The 22581-nt window shown below is 47.5% G+C and carries 17 protein-coding genes; 9 read left to right on the top strand and 8 right to left on the bottom strand.

The window, feature by feature from the left end; translation table 11 throughout:
• Positions 1-32: 32 nt before the first annotated feature.
• The gene (locus ELR70_RS02690) at positions 33-4100 is read right to left on the bottom strand and encodes an ATP-binding protein (RefSeq protein WP_160317406.1); all 4068 of its coding nucleotides are present in this window, start codon (positions 4098-4100) and stop codon (positions 33-35) included.
• Positions 4101-4718: 618 nt separating this feature from the next.
• Here ELR70_RS02690 and ELR70_RS02685 point away from each other — a divergent pair.
• A complete protein-coding gene (locus ELR70_RS02685) occupies positions 4719-4919 on the top strand; it encodes a hypothetical protein (RefSeq protein WP_054016331.1) in 201 nt (66 codons plus the stop codon).
• 455 nt (positions 4920-5374) lie between these two features.
• Here the strand turns inward: ELR70_RS02685 and ELR70_RS02680 are convergent, their stop codons facing one another.
• Positions 5375-6100: a YebC/PmpR family DNA-binding transcriptional regulator gene (locus ELR70_RS02680; protein WP_054016332.1), complete on the bottom strand. Its 726-nt coding sequence runs from the start codon at positions 6098-6100 to the stop codon at positions 5375-5377.
• 112 nt (positions 6101-6212) lie between these two features.
• The gene (locus ELR70_RS02675; protein WP_054016333.1) at positions 6213-6830 is read right to left on the bottom strand and encodes an HAD-IA family hydrolase; all 618 of its coding nucleotides are present in this window, start codon (positions 6828-6830) and stop codon (positions 6213-6215) included.
• Positions 6831-7133: 303 nt separating this feature from the next.
• On the opposite strand from ELR70_RS02675, the gene ELR70_RS02670 reads away from it, so the two are divergent.
• From ELR70_RS02670 to ELR70_RS02660, 3 genes are all read left to right on the top strand, one after another.
• Positions 7134-7559, top strand: a complete 426-nt coding sequence (locus ELR70_RS02670) for a DUF2141 domain-containing protein (protein WP_054016334.1) — start codon at positions 7134-7136, stop codon at positions 7557-7559.
• Between the two features lie 266 nt (positions 7560-7825).
• Positions 7826-9817 carry a methyl-accepting chemotaxis protein gene (locus ELR70_RS02665; RefSeq protein WP_054016335.1) on the top strand — a complete coding sequence of 664 codons (1992 nt, stop codon included), beginning with the start codon at positions 7826-7828 and terminating at the stop codon, positions 9815-9817.
• Positions 9818-10318, top strand: coding sequence for a tyrosine-protein phosphatase (locus ELR70_RS02660; protein WP_054016336.1), 501 nt, complete (start codon positions 9818-9820; stop codon positions 10316-10318). It abuts the gene before it with no gap.
• Between the two features lie 178 nt (positions 10319-10496).
• Here ELR70_RS02660 and ELR70_RS02650 read toward each other — a convergent pair whose 3' ends face one another.
• Both ELR70_RS02650 and ELR70_RS02645 read right to left on the bottom strand, forming a co-directional pair.
• Positions 10497-11105 (bottom strand): glutathione S-transferase family protein, encoded by a 609-nt coding sequence (locus ELR70_RS02650; RefSeq protein WP_054016337.1) that lies wholly within the window; start codon positions 11103-11105, stop codon positions 10497-10499.
• Positions 11106-11183: 78 nt separating this feature from the next.
• Positions 11184-11858 (bottom strand): type 1 glutamine amidotransferase domain-containing protein, encoded by a 675-nt coding sequence (locus ELR70_RS02645; protein ID WP_054016338.1) that lies wholly within the window; start codon positions 11856-11858, stop codon positions 11184-11186.
• Positions 11859-12290: 432 nt separating this feature from the next.
• On the opposite strand from ELR70_RS02645, the gene ELR70_RS02640 reads away from it, so the two are divergent.
• The 3 genes from ELR70_RS02640 to ELR70_RS02630 all read left to right on the top strand — a co-directional run bounded on the left by ELR70_RS02640 (position 12291) and on the right by ELR70_RS02630 (position 15313).
• Positions 12291-13310: an alpha/beta hydrolase gene (locus tag ELR70_RS02640; protein ID WP_128064444.1), complete on the top strand. Its 1020-nt coding sequence runs from the start codon at positions 12291-12293 to the stop codon at positions 13308-13310.
• A 132-nt stretch (positions 13311-13442) separates the two neighbouring features.
• A complete protein-coding gene (locus ELR70_RS02635; protein WP_054016339.1) occupies positions 13443-14033 on the top strand; it encodes a hypothetical protein in 591 nt (196 codons plus the stop codon).
• Positions 14034-14044: 11 nt separating this feature from the next.
• Positions 14045-15313, top strand: coding sequence for a S41 family peptidase (locus tag ELR70_RS02630; RefSeq protein WP_054016340.1), 1269 nt, complete (start codon positions 14045-14047; stop codon positions 15311-15313).
• A gap of 533 nt (positions 15314-15846) precedes the next feature.
• Here ELR70_RS02630 and ELR70_RS02625 read toward each other — a convergent pair.
• Positions 15847-16962, bottom strand: a complete 1116-nt coding sequence (locus tag ELR70_RS02625; protein ID WP_054016341.1) for an amidohydrolase family protein — start codon at positions 16960-16962, stop codon at positions 15847-15849.
• 170 nt (positions 16963-17132) lie between these two features.
• Between ELR70_RS02625 and ELR70_RS02620 the strand changes: the two genes are divergently transcribed.
• Complete coding sequence (locus tag ELR70_RS02620) at positions 17133-19544, top strand: ABC transporter permease (protein ID WP_054016342.1); 2412 nt, start codon at positions 17133-17135, stop codon at positions 19542-19544.
• Between the two features lie 40 nt (positions 19545-19584).
• On the opposite strand, the gene ELR70_RS02615 is transcribed toward ELR70_RS02620, so the two are convergent.
• Positions 19585-20973, bottom strand: coding sequence for an MATE family efflux transporter (locus ELR70_RS02615; RefSeq protein ID WP_082353253.1), 1389 nt, complete (start codon positions 20971-20973; stop codon positions 19585-19587).
• 98 nt (positions 20974-21071) lie between these two features.
• Between ELR70_RS02615 and ELR70_RS02610 the strand changes: the two genes are divergently transcribed.
• Positions 21072-21947 carry a LysR family transcriptional regulator gene (locus ELR70_RS02610; protein WP_054016343.1) on the top strand — a complete coding sequence of 292 codons (876 nt, stop codon included), beginning with the start codon at positions 21072-21074 and terminating at the stop codon, positions 21945-21947.
• Here ELR70_RS02610 and ELR70_RS02605 read toward each other — a convergent pair.
• The gene (locus ELR70_RS02605; protein WP_054016344.1) at positions 21944-22513 is read right to left on the bottom strand and encodes a DJ-1/PfpI family protein; all 570 of its coding nucleotides are present in this window, start codon (positions 22511-22513) and stop codon (positions 21944-21946) included. The genes ELR70_RS02610 and ELR70_RS02605 overlap by 4 nt on opposite strands.
• Positions 22514-22581 lie beyond the last annotated feature (68 nt).

Below are 22581 nucleotides of genomic sequence, written 5' to 3'. Positions count from 1 at the left end.
AGGCTCAGATCCCCCTTTATTTGGGCGGTATTTTACAAAGGCTCCGCTTCTGGTGAAGAGTGTTTTTGCCGATATTCACGCATGGAAACACCGAATTCAGCTTTGAAACAACTTGCCAGATAACTACTAGAAGCAAACCCAACCAGCTCACAAATATGGCTGATGGGGGTATCTGTGCCCTGCCGCAAAAAAGTCGCGGCTTGTTGAACACGATAACGTCTGAGATAGTCTGCAAAATTATGGTCCAACAATGCTGACAGCTTTCTATTAAGTTGGCGCTCACTAACAGCCAATATTTTGGCTGCGAAAGAGCGATTAAAATCAGGCTCCTGATAGTGCTGCCTTACCAAATCTTCAAAGCGCTGTAAAAATTGCTTATCTCTGTCACAAAAAGAAGCTTCTGCAGAAGCACACGCCAGATTACGTCCAACCAAAGTATCCAGTCGCTTGCGGATCAGTTGACGGATTGCCAACAGATTATCAATTCGCATGGTTAACTCAGTGAGATTAAATGGCTTGGCTATATAGTCATCTACCCGCTGTTGCCAGCCTTTTAAACGACTTTGCGTTTCACTCTTGGCGGTTAGCATAATAATAGGAATGTGGCTGGTTAATGCATGCTCTCGTAACTGCTGCGTCACATCAAAACCGTCAATATCCGGCATCATTAGATCACAGATGACCAGGTCCGGTAATAATTGCAATGCCATGTCTATCCCTTGCTGACCACTTTGCGCTGTTTCAATTGTATAAGCTTCACTCAGTGAAAAAGACAGTAACTCACGCAGCTCCACATTGTCATCAATTACCAGCAACAGCGGTTTGGTTTGTCCTGTTGGTTCATTTGGCGTGAGCAGCACAGGTTCACTTTGCTCCAAAATACCTGCTTCTAATAATAACGGCTGGTGCTCAGCCTGCGCAGCGTCAACGCCTGCGGCTACCACAGATGATGCCGGTAGTGTCAGTGTGAATGTACTCCCCTTGCCCAGCTCACTGGTACAGCGAATATCACCTCCATTGGCAAGCGCTAACTCTTTAACGACTGTAAGCCCAATCCCGGAGCCTGTAACCTGACCCTGTTGTGCCACACTGCCAGCTCTACTAAAGCGTTCAAAAATCTTAGGGATATCCTGCGCAGCTATACCACAACCCTGATCTTGCACACAAAAATGTACATCCATATTGTGCATGGATACGGTCAGTCGCACATCTCCACCATCAAAGCTGTACTTAACGGCATTGGACAACAGGTTCGCCAGGCAAGTCTGCAAAGTTTCAGGAATTAAACTCAGATGCATATCCGGAATATCAGACAACGACAGCCGAATGTTTCTCTGCTCACACAAAGGATTAAAAACCGCGTATAACTCGGCACACACCTGCACAGTGGAGACTGAAGTTTGGCTCTGCTCTACCTGACTGTCCAATCGTGCCAGAGTCATCAGTTGCTCTACCAGACGACGCAATTGTGCAAGGCTTTTGCTCATTACGCCGGTCAGATAGGCCGACTCACCCTGAGTATGTTGACGCTGCAAGTGCTCTAAAGGAATGCTCAACAACGACAATGGTGTCCTCAACTCATGAGACACATTGGTAAAAAAAGTCGTACGTTGCTGGAGTAAGGCAGCAATAGTTTGCTGGTTTTGTTTAAGCTCATCATTTTGTTCATTCAGTTCCGCAGTTTTTAGTTCAACGGCCTGTTGCAGAGCTCGTGCTTGCTGCTTCAAACGTTGACTACGGTGACGGACAAATAACCACATTAAGATTAAATATATAACGCCATACGCCAAATAAGCCTGCCAAGTGTGCCACCAGGGGGGCAAAATCTCGATATCTAACGCGCGATATGTGTCTGGCCAATCCTCGTCCCGACGTTTACTTTTTACCAAAAAACGATATTTTCCGGCAGGTAAGGTAGTGTAGGTAGCTTTGCGGCTCGTACTGTCGGTATAAAACCATTTTGTATCAAGGCCTTCTAACTTGTATGCATACTCCAGGCTTTGCGCTTCAACGAAATCGGGAGTCGCGAAATCCAATGAAAAAACATAATCCTCGTACCCTAAAGTGATGGATTCGGTTAATTCTATTGCCCGAGAAAGTGCTGATTCAGCAGGGGAAGAGCCTACACTCACAGATTGATTGATGATACTGAATCGAGTCATCCATGGAAGTTTGGTGGATGAGGCAGAGTGCATTTTCGCCATGTCAAAGAGCACTAATCCTTCCAACGTCCCCAAATAAACCATCCCCGTTTGTTTGTCGAACGTCGCCCCGTGAGCATTGAAGTTGCTGTTTGGCAAACCATGCTGTGCATCCAAGCGACGCACTAAATTAACTTTCATAGTGTGGTGATCCGCCTCCAACTCTAAGAGGCCGTCGGTTGAGGCTAGCCACAACGAATCGTTTGTCTGCCACATTGCCCAAATCTCACTATTTGAAATAGATGAAACCTGGGTAAGCGTATGTCGCTCGCTATCAGCTAACCATAAACCACGGTAATGCGAAGCGATCCAGGTATAACGTTCATCGATAATATGCATATCCATAATAGCCATACTGTCTGTTACTTCATCGTTATCGAGGCTAAGCTCGGTTACCGTGCCAGCGTTTTTATCGAATATGCTGGGAAGAGAGTTATTATGCCCCAGTAATAGCTTGTTATTGAGCACAGCAATTTGCCGAACGGGTGAGTTGGTGTTGAACCACTCAGACTCCAGAGTGGCCAAATCAAGCTTCATCAAGCCAATCCCTTCTGACGCGTTATAGACGCCCGCCCAGACAGCCCCTCCATCAGCAGCAACCGTTATAAAGTTACTAGTTGCGGTATTGTATGCATCCCCTTTCAAGAAGTGATGTAACAACTTCCCCTCCGGACTCAGATTGACCAGTCCCCGGTTAATGGAGGTCGCCCAAATGTTACCATCAGATGCTTCTACAAACGTATTGACACCGACAATCGAAGACACATGAAACAGTTTCCCATTTTTGCGTTGATAGATACCTGTGTCGGTAGCCACCCATAAAACACCACGACTATCCAGATAAGTGCATGTTACGTTATTTGACCCTTGCTGGAGTGAGAGCACTGAAAAAGCGAGTGCAGAGGCTGGGATCTGATAAAGCCCAGTGTGGGTACCCAGCCAAATATTGCCCTGATCATCTTCTTCAATCACGCTGATGGTGAGGTTACTCAGCCCGCCAGATTCGCCAAGTCCCATATTTTGCCAGGTTAAGGTTTTGGTATCTAAGATTGACAACCCTAAATTGGTTGAGCGCGCGCCCACCCATAAACGTTGTTGGCTATCTAAATGTAACGCCCAGATGGTGTTTGCAGCCAAACTATCTGGTGCATCAGGCTCATCCGGGTTATAGAGAAAGTGCTGGAACTGCTCAGTGTCTGTGTTCATGACGCTAAGACCATTATCTGTGCCTATCCAAAGCCGCCCTTGAGCATCCAATTGCAATGCACGGACAATATTGTCAGCAGGTCCGTCATTGCCATTTTGCCCGGGATAATGCCGTAACTCATCCGTGGCATAAATATAGCGATACAGGCCTTCAGATAAGGTCGCTATCCAAAGATCACCCCGCTTATCCTTTAAATAGCGCCAGATGTTCTTCTGTGAGAGCGTATGCCGCAATTTTTCGGGTAATGTGAGTTGGGTTTCTGATTGCACGTCAAATAAATGCCCTCCGTCTCGTCCTCCAATATACAGCTCAGAATCTGCCAGCTCAGCAAACCAAAGCTGTTGCTCAGAAAAGTTGTCATGTTTAGGGCCAAATATTTTGATTGTGTCTTTAGCAAAGTCGTACTTATGTAGTCCACCGCCATAGGTTGTCAACCACAGTGCATCGGCAGTTTCAACAATATCAAGTACCAAATTATGCGCCAGTGACGGCACTGTTGTAGTGTCATAATGGCGCAATATTGTGCCATCATAACGATACAGGCCTGTGGTGGTTCCGAGCCATAAAAAGCCATATTTATCTTGATGAAGTGCAGTCACCTCTCCTATTGCACGGTTTTCAAAATCAGCGATATGCCGAACAACTGGATCCTGAACTTTAGTGTGTACCGGCGTTAGGCTTGTCGCTTGCACAAGCAAGCTCATACATAGAAAAAACACAAAAGATAATTTCCTTACCATTTCTTTTTTATTCCATCCTTTTGATATTTTTACTTATATATTACACAGTCCCAATTTTGAAACAAGCCGTCCCAAATTTTAAACTTTTTTGTACGGTAGACGATTACAGTGTTGCCAACGGAGTAAGGGGCCGCATTACCTGATGAAATGCAAACAAGTATGAGTGCATCAATAATTCAGAATGTGCATAAAAAGGGCATGGAAGCATCAATATCGACTTGAGTGAAGGAACAATAACTAACTTTACCGAGTTACTTATCAAAGGTACTAAAAAATGAAGCTACAACTAAACAAAAAAAATATGAAGGCGCTCTCTGTCAATTCTCACATTTCTGCCAACCAGACACCTGAGATTGCCGGTGGTTATTATACGCGGGGCGGCGGCTGCACTTTGGCTTGCGACTCATACAAAGCAAACTGCGATCTCAGTTATGGGTGCAAATCCGAAGGCCCTAACTGTGCGACAGTGACCTGTCTGTAAGCACTGCTTTTACAGGTATAACACTACAATTTTTAACTCAACAGGATCAGAGGTTAATTACCTCTATCACACATTAAAGGTACTGAAAAATGAAACTTAAGCTTAATAAAAAACATATGAAATCACTCTCAGCGAATTCGCAAATTGCTGCCAATCAGACCCCTGAAGTCGCCGGTGCAGGCAGTCGTGCGGCCTGTTCTTTACGTTGTGATACACGCAGAGGTGGCTGTACCGAGAGCTACGGATGTGCCTCAGATGGCCCACTATGCCAAACCATTCAATGTCTTTAATTTTGGCATTGTAAGACTAACTGCACAGTGATAAAGGTGTCACTGTGCAGTGATACAGGACTTGTAAATCACGTCAAATGACGGAGCAAAGGACAGAAATATGAAGTTAAAGCTATACAAAAAAAATATGAAGTCGCTCTGTGCCAAATCGCACATTTCTGCCAACCAGACCCCTGAGATTGGGGGTGGCTACGTTACAAATTTCAGAGATTGCCGTTCAATTCAGTGTCAGCCGGTATCTTATTGTAAGCCCGAAACAATTGATTGCCCTTCCTTCCAAAACATATTTACCTGTCTATGATGAGCAGTCCAAGTCACGCAGTTGCTGATACACAAATGACTCAGGCACAAAGGTGTACCCTGTCAAAAAAGCCGGGCAACAGTGCCCGGCTTTTTTAGAAACATTGGCGTGTTGTGCTTCACATACATGAAGCACATTACAACGTCATTTTCGTTTAGTTCTTCACAATCGCGTTGTGATACACGTTTTGTACGTCGTCGCAATCTTCCAGCATGTTAATAAACTTCTCGAAGTTTGCCAGATCGTCTTCACCCGTGATTTCAACGTGTGTTTGCGGTACCCAAGTGATTTCGTCTACGTCGAAATTGATGCCTTCAAACGCTTCAATCAGTGCAGTTTTCGCTTTGAAGTATTCAGTGTGCGGTGCAAACACAGAGACCTGACCCTCTTCTACTTCTACATCGGTGACATCAACATCCGCCATCATCAGCGCTTCCAGTACCGCTTCATCGTCATCACCGGCGAAGCCAAGAATAGCAAAGTGATCAAACATGTGTGCAACACAGCCCGGGCTACCAATTTTAGAGTCTGTCTTGGTGAATGGCAGACGTACATCCTTGATAGTACGGTTTGGATTGTCAGTTAAACAATCCACAATCACCATACAGTTACCAGGACCGTACCCTTCGTAACGTGCCGGAGAGTAATCTTCACCTGCACCACCAGCTGCTTTTTCAATCGCCTTTTCAATAACGTGTGCCGGAACCTGGTCTTTCTTAGCTTTATCGATCAAACGACGAAGGGAGAGGTTGGTATCCGGATCTGCACCACCGTTTTTCGCAACTACATAGATCTCTTTACCATATTTTGAGTTTACTTTGGTCTTTGCCGCTGCCGTTTTTGCCATGGCGTTTTTGCGGACTTCAAATGCTCTACCCATCTTAATTCTCGTTTGTGCAAATTAAATTGGACAAGATTCTAACAAGACATTGCATTTTGGGCTATACCCAGACGAGAATTGCTCGGTATCGTACGCATTCCATAAGAATTAATCAGGCCAACTGGCCAGAGCGAGCCTGATAGTGCAAGCCCAGCGCACCTGGCAGGTCACAAAAGCGTTCAATGATGATATCGGCCTGATCAGCGTATTCAGGCATACCCAGTGGTGCGAACAAACATGCATGCATATTGGCGCGTTGCGCTGCCTCGATGTCGTACTTGTAATCGCCTACATATACACACTGCTGATAAGGCAGCGACCAGGTATCTGCGACCATATGAAGTGCCTGCGGGTCAGGTTTTGGTAGCGCATCTTCGCGTGTCAGCAAGAAATCCAGGCCCAGCTGGCAGCGCGACAGCTTTAATTTGGCCGCTTTAGAATAGTTACGTGTGACAATGGCCATAGGCATGCCCATCGCTTTTAATACAGACAACGTTTCTATCACACCGGGGATGGGCTCGGCGTGCTGTGCATCCTGCATTTCATGTTGATGGATCAATGCCATGGCTTCCTCGCGCATGTAAGGCGAGGGTAAAGACTCGACATAGTCAAGTAAATCCGCGTCACGGTCGCAGCCAACTTGCGCCTTAATTAAAGCAAAATCGAGGGTAGAGGTTACTAAGGTGCCGTCCAAATCAAAAATCACACCTTTTACCGTTAAATCAGCCATTCATATTTCCTTATCACCAAGGCTTAACCAGCCCTAAACATAGGGTAAGCTGTGTTACCTTGCAAAGATATTGAGACAAAATTATTCAGGCCCAACCTGCTGGTCATATCACAGCAAAGGGACGCTATAAAGGTACGAGTTAGCAAGCAAAGTGGATCAATTGAAACCACCGCTAAAACATGACATCTTTGGACACAAATGACATCTGTCATGCCATTGTCATGACAGATCACACATGCTACCACCCGCTTCATTTCGTAAAGTTATCCCATCAACAAATTGATTCAGCAAAGGATAACTAACATGACTAAACATCTGACTCGCACTACCGCCATTGCCTGCATACTTGGTGCACTTTCGGCCAGTGCAATGGCACAGGATCTGACTATTACGTTCAGCGGCCTGGCGCACCAGTCAGGCACCCTAAAGCTGGTAGCCTATGACTCGGCAGCAGGATTTTTACAACAACGAGCCTGGCGGGTTGCACAGCAACAGGTGTCAGACACTCAGCCTGAGCTCACGCTGCATAATGTAGAACCCGGACAATACAGCTTTATGGTTTATCAGGATCTCAATGGCGATGGGCGGCTAAATCGCAATCGTTTTGGCTTGCCAACAGAGCCTTATGGTTTTAGCAATAATGAGCTGCTTGCCGGCATCCCACAGTTTCCGCAGCTGGCAGTACAGATCACGCAGCACAATCAGAACTTAGAAATAAGACTGCGTTGACAGAAAAAGTGTCACAGTCGTTCTTTGTTCTGTGGCACTTTTCTCATCCACCATCAAAACAGCTTACTTTTCCATGCACTCTACGACATCACTTATCGTCCCCATAACAGGCTCATAGTATTTTTTTCTTATTAAATGTTAGCAAGTTACTAGCTTTAGAGCATTAATTTGTGCAATAGTGTGGCTGCAAAGTGATCCAATTTTGGCTCTTCGCACTATAATTTTTAACAGCTATTCCCGCTTTAACCCCCAGAAGTGAGTCGTGCATGCTGAGAACAATAGCTAAAACCATTTCCAGCCATTTAACCCTTGTCGTATTACTTCCCTGTTTGTTGCTCGGTGGCGTCATTTTTTATGATGTATCGGTATCAGCGAAACGCATGAATGATGCATACGACGCCGAATATAATGCCTTTTTGAGCCACGCGGTACTCGCGCTGATTCACGAAACACAGAAAGAACGAGGTGCTTCAGCCGGGTTTATCGGCTCACAAGGCCAAAAATTTCAAAGCAACCTGACGCAGCAGCGCCGTTTAACCGAAAGCAAGCTCAGTAAGCTTAAAAGCGAGGTGGTGAACTGGGATTTGTCGGATGAAATGACGCGTGAGATCAACACATTTTTGCAAAAATTTAACCAGCTCGACAATGTAAGGCGTAAAGTAAGTGCGCTCTCTATGAGCCTGCCTGAAGCTTTAAAGTACTACACCGACATAAACAACCAGGGCTTGCATATTGTCATCACTGCAGCGCGCCTGAGCCGGGATTATATCGTCGCCACTGAATTAATGGCGATATACAATTTCTCCAGCGCCAAAGAATCTGCCGGTATAGAGCGTGCCGTTCTGAGCAATGTATTTGCACAAGATAGATTTACTCCGGCACTTCGAACCCGCTATACCCAACTTCACACCAAACAAGAGGTTTATCTAGCTGAAGCACTAGAAGCGTCTCCCCCACAAATGAAAGCCATGTTTTCCACAGCGTTAAACAGCAGTGCCATGAAAAACGTTGATGCTTTCAGAGCCGCCGTCGCAGATCGGGATTCTGGGTTTGGGCAAGATCCAGAAGCCTGGTTTGAAGCCGCCACTCGGCGTATTAACGCCCTGAAAGAGGCCGAGGAAAAAGCCTTAACACTTGTTGATAAAACAGCCATAGACATTCAGGAAACGGCGGTGACCATTCTGGTGGTTGAGCTGATTATTCTGGTGATAGGTTTGCTGATCACAGCGGCCCTGTTTATATCAATCCGTCTTCGCCATCAGCAGTCAGTAAAAATTGCTGAGGGGATTGCTATTGCGATTAACAATCGAAACCTGGCACATGAAATCGATATTTTAAGTTCTGACGATTTGGGCAATTCGGCAAAAGACATTAACCGACTGACCCAACAGTTTGAAGAAGACTTGATTGAATTCGGGCGTGCATCACGCAAGATTGCAACCTCTACACATGAAACCGCCTGTGCCATCAGCCAGAGCCAGACCAATTTGGTTGAGCAGCAATCAGGTGTGCAGACTATCGCCTCAGCGGCTGAGCAAATGAGCGCTAATATCCAGGTTATTGCCAATTCTATGTTAGAAAATGCTGCCGCGGCAAAGTCCGTTACTGAGGAATCGGTTAATGGTCAGAAAGTCGTCACAGATGCGGTATCGGTGATCCAACAAGCCTCCTTTGATATGGAAAAGTCTGCGACATCCGTCGATGCGCTGAACGAACGGGTGGGCAGTATTTCCAGCATGGTTGATATGATCAAGAGTATCGCAGAGCAGACCAATTTACTTGCGTTAAATGCCGCCATTGAAGCTGCCCGGGCAGGTGAGCAGGGGCGTGGTTTTGCCGTGGTTGCCGATGAAGTACGTAGCCTGGCCAGCAGAACTCAGCAATCCACCGAAGAAATCTCGGCTTTGGTCAACGAACTGCAAAGCAGCGCACAATCAGCATCAGATGTAATCACTCAGGGTAAGGATAACGCCATGCAGGCTGCCCAGCGTGCCGAGTTAATCAAAGAAGCCTTAGGCAAAATCGTCGAACAGGCGAAACAGGTAGAATCAGTGACAGATTCTGTGTCAGTGAACACTCAGCAGCAAAGCAATGCCATTGACGAAGTTAGTCGGCATATTGTAGAAATTTTTGCCAAGGCAACCGAAAATGTGACCGGAGCCGAACAAATTGCTGTGGCGGCCTCTAATATCGCAGAAGCCGCAATGGATATGGATGAATTAATTGACCGTTATAAAGTACAGGAACAGACAAACTAAATGACCTCACATCCGTTTGATACGCTGCATTTAGACACAGGTGCAGCGTTATTATTTACGCCTTGCCCGGGTACTAAGGGCACACCACTGACAGAATCCGTACAGCAACTGCACGATGCCGGCGCACAGGCTATTGTGACACTCATGTATCCTTCAGAATTAGAAAGCAACGAAGCAACAGCGTTACCTCAGGTGTGTGATGCCCTTGGTATGTCATGGTTTCAACTGCCGATCGCAGACGATGCGCCACCTAATAAAGATTTTACGCAGGCGTTTGCACAGAGCTGGCCGACGCTCAAAGCAATTTTGTCTGAACAAGGCTCTGTTGCGGTTCACTGCAAAGGCGGTTCAGGGCGTACAGGAATGGTCATTGGGTTGATCATGTATCAACTTGGGCTGGATAAGGCGGATATCATCCCTCAGGTACAGGCGCTGCGTCCCAAAGCCTTAACTCATCCGGCTCAGCTCGCTTTTTTCAATCAGTTCTCTCGTTTCGAGTAGCAATCAGGTGCCGCTGTCATCTGACAGCGGCAAACCCATGATGCTGGCGAAAGGTCTCCAGAACCTGGATCAGATCAGTCACTTTTTGCTCGTCATATGCTGCATCATGAGCCCGTGCAAAACGGCCCTGAAAAAATATCTGCTCCGCACACTACAGAGCAGACGATAGTGAAATGATTTAGCCCAGTTTTCTGGCGGCCTGATACGCCTCGCGACTTTGCACTTTGTTAAGATAGCCTTGTATCTGAGGTTTATCATTCAGCAGGTTGAGGTTGGCAGCAAATTCCAGGGTAATGGTCATCATAATGTCTGCCGCACTAAACTGCGGACCTGCAAAAAACGCCTGCTTTGTCAGCGTCGCTTCGATGTACCCCAAGTCCAGTGCCAGCTCTTTGGCAATATACCCATCCATTGGCGCTGTGCCTTCGCGCTGTTCCATCTGCATCAGCAGGGTGGTGATCACAGGTAGCGCCAGTGACCCTTCCGCAAAATGAGACCATTCCAGATATTGATAGTAATGGGCGTCGCCTTTTTCAGGACGTAAACTCGTTGAGTCGGCCTGATCGAGCAGATACTCCATCACCGCGCCCGATTCACACAATACCAGACCATTGTGTTCAATAACCGGAGCTTTATTCAGCGGATGAACCTCACCCAGACTCGCCGGTGCCAGCCTGGTTTGCGCGTCCCTTTCATGGTGTACTACTTCATAGGGTAACTTAAGTTCTTCGAGCAGCCACAATACCCGGGTTGATCGTGATTGGTTGAGATGATGTACCTTAATCATGGATACATGGATTCCTTATCAGAAGAGGCCTGCCAGATGCTGTAAGGCACTGACAATGCCTGTTAATAATCGCAGCAATTACTGTGCAAGATGTTTTACCAGTGCCACACCCACGGCATGAGCGCTGGCTGGGTTTTGACCTGTGATCAGGCGTGCGTCTTCAATCACTAATTCCTGCCAAGGCTGAACTTTACGATACTGCGCCGCTTTTCGAGCTATTGCTTCTTCAAGCAGGAAAGGAATGTCATTGATGGTACCAAAATCGATTTCTTCTTCACGGGTAAAACAGGTCACCGATTTATCAGCGATGAGCGCTTCACCATTACTTAATGTAATAGGCAGCAAAGCGGCGGGCCCATGACACACTGCAGCAATGACTCCGCCGGCTTCATAATGTGTTGCTGCCAGTTCAGCAAACTGGCTGTCTGTCGCTAAGTCGCTAAGCAGCCCGAAACCACCCGGGTAAAAAATGGCGTCATAGTCACTGATATCAAGCTCAGATACGCTCAGCGTATTCGCAATCTTAGCCTGAAGCTCAGTATCGGCGAGCATCTGCTGATTAACCTCATCTCCTTCTATGTCAGTGCCATACAGAGGAGCATGACCACCACTAAGAGAAGCCAAGTCAAAGGCGATCCCCTGTGCTTTGAGTACATGCACTACATGTGTCAACTCCGGGGCATAGGTCCCATTGGCCTGATCTGTTTCGCCTAAGGTTGCATGGTTGGTGACCGGTATTAGTACTTTTTTCATCGAGCTTTACCCTCCAGAATTAAATGATAGCTTAGACAACGCCTGTGTATGCAATAGCAACACGCTCTGAAAACACACTGTAGATTATTTCTCAGGAAATGATAATAAAACATGTAGATAAACACTTTTGCAGCTGTGCAATAATAAAGTCAGGGTTGATGTAATATATGCCTGGCCATTTTCACGGCTTGCCTGTCAGGGCATTACAAATGCCTGTGCGTCTCAGTGGAAGGCAAAGCGGAAGTCGATGCCGCTTACACAAAGATGTACCTGACCTGAAATTTTACAGCAGCTTACAACTTTCCACACTGCTTAACACTCATCGGGGAGATCCTTCTATATGGTAGACACCTGATGATATTTGAATGTACCAACTCTTTATATGCTCAAAATTATCGCATGCGTTGGTATCAGTTTATAAAAGGAGAGATCATGATACCCAGATGGAATACTGCTGTTTTTATTACCTTTTTGTGCTGCTTACTTGGCGGATGCCATAACAATAACAAGGAACACGTCGAAGAGCGCTACGTTGCATTCAGCGCAAACACAAACACCTTAGATGCCAGGCTGGTCGTGCCACATGTACATAAAAGTCATGATGCAATCATCCTGCTTGTCCACGGCGATGGCGCGATGGATCATAGTGCCAACGGATACTTTGACCCTGTTATCAACACTTTAACCCGCAAACGATATGCCACCATGTCGTGGAGTAAACCCGGAATTGGCGAGTCAACCGGAAACTGGCTGGCTCAAACCATGCCTCAACGCGCAGAGGAAGTACGTAGCGCAATTCGCTACTTGCGCGACAATGGTTACCCGGATAATCCAATTGGCGTGGTTGGTTTTAGCCAGGCAAGCTGGGTACTGGCCGAACTGCACAGTGAACCTGAGATTGAATTTGCAGCTTTAGTGGGAGGCGCGGCAAACTGGCGAGAGCAGAGCAAATATACGATGTGGTTGCGCCTGATAGATGAACAAAAGATCCATGCCGATGACCACTCGGTGTGGCCGGAAATTTCAGAATTAAATGAAATAGAGTACCAGCTGATAAAATCCGGGTATGACACTTATCAAGGCAGTGATCTGCATTTGCATCCTTTTATGGGCACTCCTTTGGAAGACGAAGCCCGCTTCAACTTTGTCCGGACCAATATAGACTCAGATGTCAGCTTGGGTTTTTCTCAGATCCATTTCCCACTGCTCGCCCTGTTTGGCGATTCCGACACCCGGGTTGATGTTGATCACAGCCAACAGATATTTGCCAGCACCATAGGTGCACCAGACAAGCTCACACAAAAGGTCATCAGCAATGCCTCTCATAGCCTGCTAAAAACTGACCTGCCAGTAAGGGCCGCTTTGTACCTCACCGAAGACGACTTTGCGCCGGGCGCGCTGGACGCTTTAATAGCGTGGCTTGATGCTCAGGCACACCAACCAGCGCCATAGTCGCTGAAGCACAACGATTTGGGTGAAGAAATGACTCAATACACACAATCTTCACCCTCTTTTCGCTCTTTAGTTGCACTGTTCTTATAAAATCAATATCTTACCTATATAACAAAAATAATTATTACCACTATGCTGTATATCATACTGACCTGCGCACTTCTGGCGCTCAGCGCTTTACTGTTCACGTCCTCATTCAAGGCGTTCACCCGCCACCATGACGTAGCCTGCAATTTTATTCTGACTCTGGTTGCGACTCTGGTCGGTGTATTACTGGCGATTGCAATTAGCAATTACGACTCAGATCAAAAAGAAATCAGAGACTTAATAAAGGTACTCACCGCAGCTGAGGCGGTTGTAGAAGAGAGTCTGGACTATAGCATCCGCCTCAATGAAGCCTATCAGCAAAACATTGAAGAGTTTGGCGATCAAGCTGACTTTTTTACTAATAACCCGCTCGTTTACCCTCATTACCTGGATACCATGTTAAGCCAGAACCTGAGCAGTAAAAATCTCTCTCTGGAAGCACTCAGTGAACTCAATGAGCATCTTATTACATTGCAGCGTTCACAGCGGGTTGCACCCAAAATATTCATTGCCAGTATGCGTTATATAAAACAGGTGCTGATTCTGGAACGCAGCTATCAGCGCGGAGAGTTGTCAGCTGAAGACTATGAACAACAGCTTGATACCCTAGAAGAGCAACTTGTTTACCAACAATAATAAGGATAGTCATGCGCTCATTACTCGTCGCAACACTGCTGTCAGCCTGTTGCATTAGCAATGCTGCAGCCTCCACTAAAACAGATGATAAGCAAAATGTTCTGACGCCAGAGCAAATACAGCAGGACATAGAGCATTTTATTGAGTATGTCCGGCTCGGCTATGCCTACCGTGATGACAAACCGACCGATTTCGCCACTTTTGAGCAGTGTATTCGTCATCAAAGTGTTGAACTCAAAACTAAGCTGCAACTGTCAGGCCGGCTCAATCATTGTCTGGAACATTGGTTTGATCATCACGCTGACGTTACACCACGGCCAAAAGACTATTATCTGCCAATGCCCACGGCCACAGGCTTGTGGGCACAGTGGCGCAATGGACAAGCAACTATCACTGCGGTCCCCTTTGCCGAATCAGCTTATCAGCAAGGCTTTCGTGCAGGTATGCAAATCCTGCGTATTGATGGCATTGCCGTCGAACAAGCCATTGAACAGGCCAATGTTTCGGGGTTCGACTCGGCAAAAAGCTGGACACTCAACCGGCTGTTAACGGGTAAACGTAAACAACGCCTCTCACTGGAAGTTCGCTGGCTTGGTAAAACCGAAATAAAGCTGCTGGATATTGAAGCCATTGTAAAAAATGTGATCACAGAAAAACCCCTTCTGACACAAAAGCGCATTGGCACAGTGGGCTATATACGCCCGGAAAACAGCTTGGGCAATAACGCGCTAATCAGTGCATTTGACGAGGCTATGGATCAGTTAAAAGATACCCAGGCCATGATCCTCGATTTACGCCACACCCCCAGTGGTGGCAATACAGAAGTGGCAAGAGGCATTATGAGCCGCTTTATAAAAGCACCTCAGCCTTATCAGACACATGAGTTAGTCTCTATCGAGCGAGAGTTTGGCGTGAAACGCGCCTGGCAGGAGTTCGTGTATCCACGTGGAGACTTCCAGTATGACAAGCCGTTAATTGTACTTTGTAACAAATGGACAGGCAGCATGGGGGAAGGACTAACGATTGGCCTGCATGGCATGAAGCGGGCAACGGTCGTAGGCACACAAATGTCGCAACTGCTTGGGGCCATTTACGGTGAGACCCTGCCCCATAGCCAGCTCAATTATATGTTACCCAGAGAAAAGCTCTACCACGTTGACGGTACACCCAGAGAAGCATTTATCCCTGATATCGTGATTGAACAGCGACAATACAATCAGGAGCAGGACGCCACGCTACAGGCGGCACTGGAGTGGCTCAACAAGCCTCAGACAGACTAATGCGTAAAAAATGTTACAAATAGGCAATTGCTGGTTCGTTCTTTACCCGCTAAGTTGAAGATGTTGCTGAAAAAAGCAACACAATTCAACTAAGGAAAAGACCATGAAATTAAACAAAGACATGTAATACCAATTTGCTTAATTAAGTGTTCTATTTTGAGGCGAGAAAATATGGTCGATAACACCGCTCCCGCGTCCTGCTATCGCTGAGGCACCTACATCCCTATAGGCGAGGCAAAAATTTTGCTATTTAGTTGTTCTAAATGAGAAATTTTTAACGCCGTTAGCGTCATATTTGCTCCTTCAAATTGAACAGGTATTAAGTGAAATTGGTATAAAGCAACTGTCGAACGAGGCAAAAGGACTGGACGCAGGATTGACGCCCCGGGTGGGTGGTGCGGCACCACCGCCAAGCCATTTTTGTGTCACCGATGGTCAGTGTAACACTCACACATTTGTGACTTTTTATTGCCACTGACAGGCGTTGCCTGACCCCGCCTGTCGGGGTCATTTACACCAGCTCACAACTGATGTTATTGGCATATCTCTGGCGCCTGATAGCTTAGTCCCATTAAGTCAAAATAATTCTGACCCAGTGCAATATGGCGAAACGCCTTATCGCTGAGGTACTGATTGATACGACTGTTGATCTCGACTTCACGCACATAATCCCGGTACTTGTAACCTTTTGCTGCAACAAAATCACTGCCGGTCAGAATGCGTGTGGCATAACGATTAAAAAACGCCACATACTGCGCTCGAATTGCCGCATGACGAAAATAAGCCTCGTATAAAACGCGCCAGGAAATGTCCAGCATCAGGTTTGGATATGCGTCCAGCAAGCGAGACAGGATTTCAATGTGTTGTTGCGGATCCATCCTGGTTTGCTCCCTCGACAATCCCATATGAACCCAAACAATCGGGTTATCTGGATACTGGGCCAGTACAGATTCCATTAGATGTAAGTATTTGGTTGGCTCAGTATCAGAGCCAATGTCAGCATGTATTGACAAGGGCATGGGCGAGCGACCCTGATCAGGCGCACGTAGCCTGGCCATGAAAGGTGCCCAGTCTTTAATACGCTCTACAGGGGTTGCCTGATGAGAATGATCAAACAATGCCTGTTTCACTAAGTTGACCTCTCCCATCCAACCAAACGCAGGCCCAAACTCTTCATCGAGCAATGTCATTTGTTGCACTATGTGATGCGGTTTACTCAGATCAGGAAAGCTCATAGACAAAGTCAGGTGCGTCTCTGTGGTCGGGTGGAGCAGCGCGTTAGATGCGTTGATCACATCATTTCTGATAGTTGGCTTAATTTCACCGGTTGGACAGCTCGAAAAGCGCTGACAGCCACTTTGGGCGCTAAACATCTGTCCAATACCAAACACATTGACGAATAATACGTCAGCGCTTTGAAAGTAACCAACAAGTTCAGTATAGGGCACAGCTTCACCACCAAAAGGGCGAAAGTGAGCATGGGCATCGACCACAAATGTATAGGGTTGGGTTGTTCTGTCATAGCATGCTTGTTCAGAACCCGTTTTAAACTGCGCCAGCTTACGTCCAGCTCCCGGGGACTGACAGGCTGTCGTTAATGACACCATAGCCACTAAGCATAATGCTGCGCACGACCTCTTTATCCTCACTGTAATTCTCCTTTGGGAGTCTGAGAGTAATAATTCCGGACTGATCGTCCGCTTTTGCAATTGCATCCGGCATTAAATATATAACCTTTTGTTATTGTTATACAATTTTTATGGACCAATCTTTGCTGTAGACTAAACCCTGATCACTGACCGTTCAATGGATACACACTATGCCACAGTGCTACCGTGACTTTATCTGGTTTACCTGTTTACAACCAGCACTCATGCAACTGCGCCAGCAACCTCGCTGGGCTTTGAGTATGCTTATCTTACTCACAATGACGCTCAGCGCCGTGTTATGTGTTGCAGCCCTGCTTTACCATATCTGGTTTAAACCCCTACCCTATCCGCAGCCCAATACTATTTTCCAGCTTGAGCATCAACGCCAGGGAACAGCTGCCGAACTCCATGATAATGGCTGGCCTTACCCCGCCACCGCTGCGCTACTGACCGGGCAGCATCTTTCACAAGAGCGTGCATTGCAAACAGCTCCACTTTTGGCTTTTTACTATGGTGAAGAAGTACCACTGACGTCGACAAATGCAGAAAAAATAAAAACGGCGTATCTTAGTGGTGACTGGCAAGCCATGCTGGGGGTTGAGTTTGTGCACGGTCAGGGGGATCACTTTATGGTAGCGCCAAAGGAGCAGCCAGAAGGGGCAGTGATCAGCTTTGCGTTGTGGCAGGAGGTCTTTGGTGGCACATCAGATATCTTACAGCAACACATCAATATTAATGGGATTATTCACCCCATTCGCGGCGTAGTCAGTCAAAACTATCAACCGCCCGAGCTATTCAAAGCGGGCTGGCAACCACAGCTGTGGCTCCCATGGCGCTACAATAATTCAGAGTACAAGGGGTACTGGCAAAGCCCCGATCCAAATATACGGGTTCTGATCAACTCTGATGCCACGCAAAATGCGCTCACACATCTGCAAAGTGCAATGAATGAAACCGCTTCTCGTCATGCTCCCCCACAGCTGGCAGATTGGCAAACGCAACTCACAATGCAGACCTTAACCCAGGCACTGCGCGGCGACCACCCGATCATACTGATTGTATTTGCCTGTACGCTCGCTCTGCTGCTGCTGGCAAGCTTGAATCTGGCCCAGTTATTTTTGCTCCAGTTACTCCAAAGCCGCCACCAGTTAGCTGTGCGCAGCGCCGTTGGTGCAAAGTACAGCACCATTCGCACTACCTTGCTGTGTCAGCTGATTTTGTTGATCGTACCGGCGATGATACTCTCTCTGTGGCTAACAACTCTGGTACTTAAACTCAGCGCAGCCTGGCTATCACAGTTTATCTATCAGAGTGAACACCTGGCACTTACCTATCCTGTTATGCTACTGGCCTGTGTATTAGGCAGCGCAATTCTGGGCTTATTCATGCTGCTGAGTCGCTCCCATTGCCAACCCGCCAATCTGTTAAACAGCCTTAAACGTAGCGGCAAGGGCCAAGCTCAGCAATTGTCACAGGCGACCATCAGGCGCTTTGTTGCCTCGCAGGTTTTGCTGGTGTCAATAACCCTGTTAGCCTGCTCTCAGCTTGTCTGGGACAGCCTCAAACAGCTAACTCATCCCCTGGGCTTCGATGCAAGTCAGGTATATGAACTGGAATTTAGTGTCGCCACACTAGACTGGCAAGGCTGGTCAGCCTACGCCCCCATGGCCAAGGCCTTTAAGCAGACACTGTTGCAAGAGCCGGGCGTGTTATCAGTCAGCTTCGCCCGTTCACCACTTAAAGACGACTTTCAGTTTAAAATCACCGCGCCGTGGCAAGATGCCAGCTATCTGCCATTTCACCGCAATGTCGACCAGGATTACTTTGAGGTTCTGGATCAGCACCTTGTCGCCGGGCGTACATTCACCCTCGAGGACATTGAGGATGAGAACCCTGTGGTGATCATCAATCAAACATTCGCGCGCCAACTGGGTGGTGAAGTCATTGGCAAAACCGTTAATATTAATGGGGCGAATGCCCTGAGGATCATCGCAGTTATCGACGATTTGCAGCTGCCAGGCAAGCCTATATCACCACCACGCTTTTACCTGCCCAATTATGGCAGTGCCACTTATATGCTGGTCAAAGTGACGCCCGGACTTACATTGAGCAAAGCGCAACTCAATACGCTGTTGCAACAACAACACCCACAGTTTGTACTGACACAGTGGCGCGCGCTGGAAGAGGAAATAGCGCATGCGCATCAATATCGGCGCATCACATCACTGTTACTGATGTTTATCAATGCGCTGATCCTAATCATCACAGCTTATGGCGTCTACAGTTTGCAAAGTTACGCCGCATACCTGCAGCAGGGCGTTGTCAAAGTACATCTCATGCTGGGTGCCAAGCGTCGTCAGGTACTTGCCGCGAGGCTTTACGCTTTTTTGCAGCCCGCACTGCTGAGTGTTTTACTTGCAGGGATCGTCCTTGCATTTGCATGGCCCTGGCTGAACACCTTGATGGCGTTTTCACCTGACCTCACGCTGGTTGCGATAAGCTTCTGTAGTGTGGTTACTGCCTTAGTCGCTATCAGCCTGGTCACAGCCAGACAATATGTGCCTGTAAAGCGATTAGTTTAAAGATGTAAAGGGGGTTGCCACCCCCTTATTAATGCTGGCTTTAGCTGAACACCCTGCCATGTCGCAACCGTGATACATCACGCCACAGCATAGGTGCAACGATCAAAGTCAGGACCAGATTAGACACAGGTACGGACAGCCACACCCCGTCAACACCCAAATACTCAGGTAAAAAGAACAAAAAAGGCACCTGAATGGCCATGTTACCCAGCGAGATCAATAAAGACTTCGCCCCCTGATCCAACGCCACATAATACATCGCCGCTAGGAATATAAACCCGTCCAGAAAAACCATAGAAAGGTGTAGGCGTGCGCCTTTTTGCGCCTCATTAAGCAATGTATTCTCCTGGGAAAAGAGCGACACAATGAATTCCGGGAACACATTCAGACACAACACGATAACAAGCCCAACCGACAGACTAACCTGACAAGCCAGCTTCAATGTTGCGCTAATTCTCTCTATCTTCCCTGCCCCATAATAGTAACTGATCGGCGGTTGCATCCCACTGGCAACTCCCTCTGCAAAAAAGTAATAAATCACACCAATGTAGCCAATCAGCGCGAATGCCGCGACGTGCAGAGGCTCACCATACATCAGTAACTGCTTATTGTGCAGCGCGGTGATAAAGGCAAAGTAAAGGAACATCACAAGTCCCGAGGCCCCCTGCACCAGAGTCCGCCCCGCCAGGTTAAGAGAAAACCTCAGACTGGCTGCCGTCAATCTAACACCCGCTTTTGCTGAACAGAAATAACTCAGAGCCAGCACAGCAACCAGAGACTGTGATACCACACTTGCCCAGGCGGCACCGGCAAGTTGCCACTGCAACAGCACGATAAATACATAGTCCAGAACAATATTAGTGAGTGCGCCAAAGATCAGTAAGCGCGTGGCGACCCCGGGACTACCATCATTGCGAATGAGCATAGGCAGCGCGCCCGCTGCCATGGTTGCCACAGCCCCCCAGCCAAATACCGACAGATAACTGTGCCCGAATCTGAGCACATCGCCACTGGCGCCCTGTAAATCCAACAATAAGGTACCGCTGGCATAAAGTGCCAAACTCGTCGTTGCAGCCAGTATCAGTAATAACCAAAAACTGGTCGTCAGCACAGCTTGCCCCTGTGTGGTGTCTTTCGCACCGCGAAACAACGACAACAAGCTCCCCGCACCAATCCCGACCAGTGTGCCCAGTCCCGCAATCAGCCCCACCACAGGCCAGGCGAGATTAACTGCGGCAAGTCCATCGGACCCGATAAAGTGGCCTACAAAGACCCCATCCACAACCTGATATAAGCCATTTACCATCATGGCCACTACGGCTGGGATCGTGTAACGCCAGAATGTTCTGGCAACCGACTCATTGTGTGGTTCAGTGGACCCTTGTTGATCTTGACCGAGCACTGGTAGCTCAGCATCGTGTGTTTGCATAAAATTCCCCACTCACTGCGAATACCCGCTATTATGCTTTTTTAACGGATGAGTTAAAGTTAGTTACCATCCGCTTTTCGGATACTTTGGAGCACCCTATGCACTGGACACTCGACCAGCTGGAGGCCTTTGTCACTGCGGTCAGAACCGGCTCTTTTTCTGCTGCGGCCCGGAAACTGGGCAAAGCACAATCGCGTATCAGTACCGCCATCGCCAATCTCGAAACCGATCTGGGCTTTGAGTTGTTCGATCGCTCTTCACGACTACCGGTATTAAATGCCGCCGGACATGACTTGTTTGCAGAAGCCGAGGCCGTGCTGATGCAATGTCAAAGGCTGCAGTCCAGAGCACTCTCAATGAGCTGTGGAGAAGAAGTCTCTGTGACCGTCGCCATGGATGAAGCCGTACCTATCAATGCTTTTGAAACCATGTTTGAACGGCTATCACATCAGTTTCCCTTGTTAAAACTATCAATATTAAATGGCTCGCAAGATGATATTGCCCGATGGGTGGAAGAACAAAAAGCCGATCTGGGCATTTTATTTCATCAAAAACCTCTGTCGCAGAATCTGGATTTTACCCCGCTGGGCAGTTTTGAGCAGAGATTGATCGTGGCACCTGATCACCCTCTGGCGTCCTGTTCAAGCCCGACGGTGGAACAGCTTAATCAACACCGACAGCTGGTGATCCGCGACCGCATCGGCAACAACCAGTCTCAGGCCATCTCCTCGCATCACTGGCATATCGACAGTTATTACTACATAGTTGGCTTAGTGCTCAGAGGCGTTGGCTGGGCAATGGTGCCTGAACATGTGGTTAAATCACACTGGTTTAATGAAGCCGTCACCATTTTATCAACGCGTAACATTCCCGGTTCTTTGACAGTAGATATGGGCCTGGTCAGGCGCAGAGACAAAGCCAAAGGCCCGGTTATTCACTGGCTGTACGACACTACTGTGTCAATGATGTCCTAAAGCCAGTTATAATCCATCTGCCGGGCGGTTTTCTCCGCCAGTTTCTTGCCAAAATGCAGCTTGACCAGCTCAAGGCTCATATCTATGCCGGCTGAAATCCCAGCTGAGCTGGTAAAATTCTGATCCATAACAAACCGCGTATCCTTAAGCACTTTCAGGTGTGGGTACTGTGTTTGCAACAGGTCCACATCATCCCAATGCGTGGTCACAGACTTACCATCAATCAGCCCAGCTTCGGCAAACAAAAACACCCCCGTACAAGTAGATGCACATCGTCGCGTGTGAGTGGCGGTTTCAGCCAGCCAGGCCAGCACAGACGTATTGTTGACGACATGCTGATATTGTCCACCAGCAACAACCAGTAAATCAAATCGGGGATGACCATGGATACTGTAATGCGGGTTAACAGACAGGCCACCACGGCAACTAACCGGCGCATGGCTGGGAGCAATAAGACTAATGTTTACGGGCTCGTCGATAAAACGTGCTGCCGTACTGAACACTTCAAATGGGCCGCTAAAGTCTAGCACTTCAACGCCATCGTAAATAAAAATACCGATTTCCATTGAATGATCCAGAATAAGGAAGTTTTTGAGCCCTCATAGTGTAGCGCAGATCTTAGCCATTCATATCT

It is taken from the genome of Pseudoalteromonas sp. R3 (assembly GCF_004014715.1).
Classification (GTDB): Bacteria; Pseudomonadota; Gammaproteobacteria; order Enterobacterales; family Alteromonadaceae; genus Pseudoalteromonas.
Note: the sequence above shows the minus strand (reverse complement) of the source record. Positions and strands in the feature narration are given on the sequence as shown.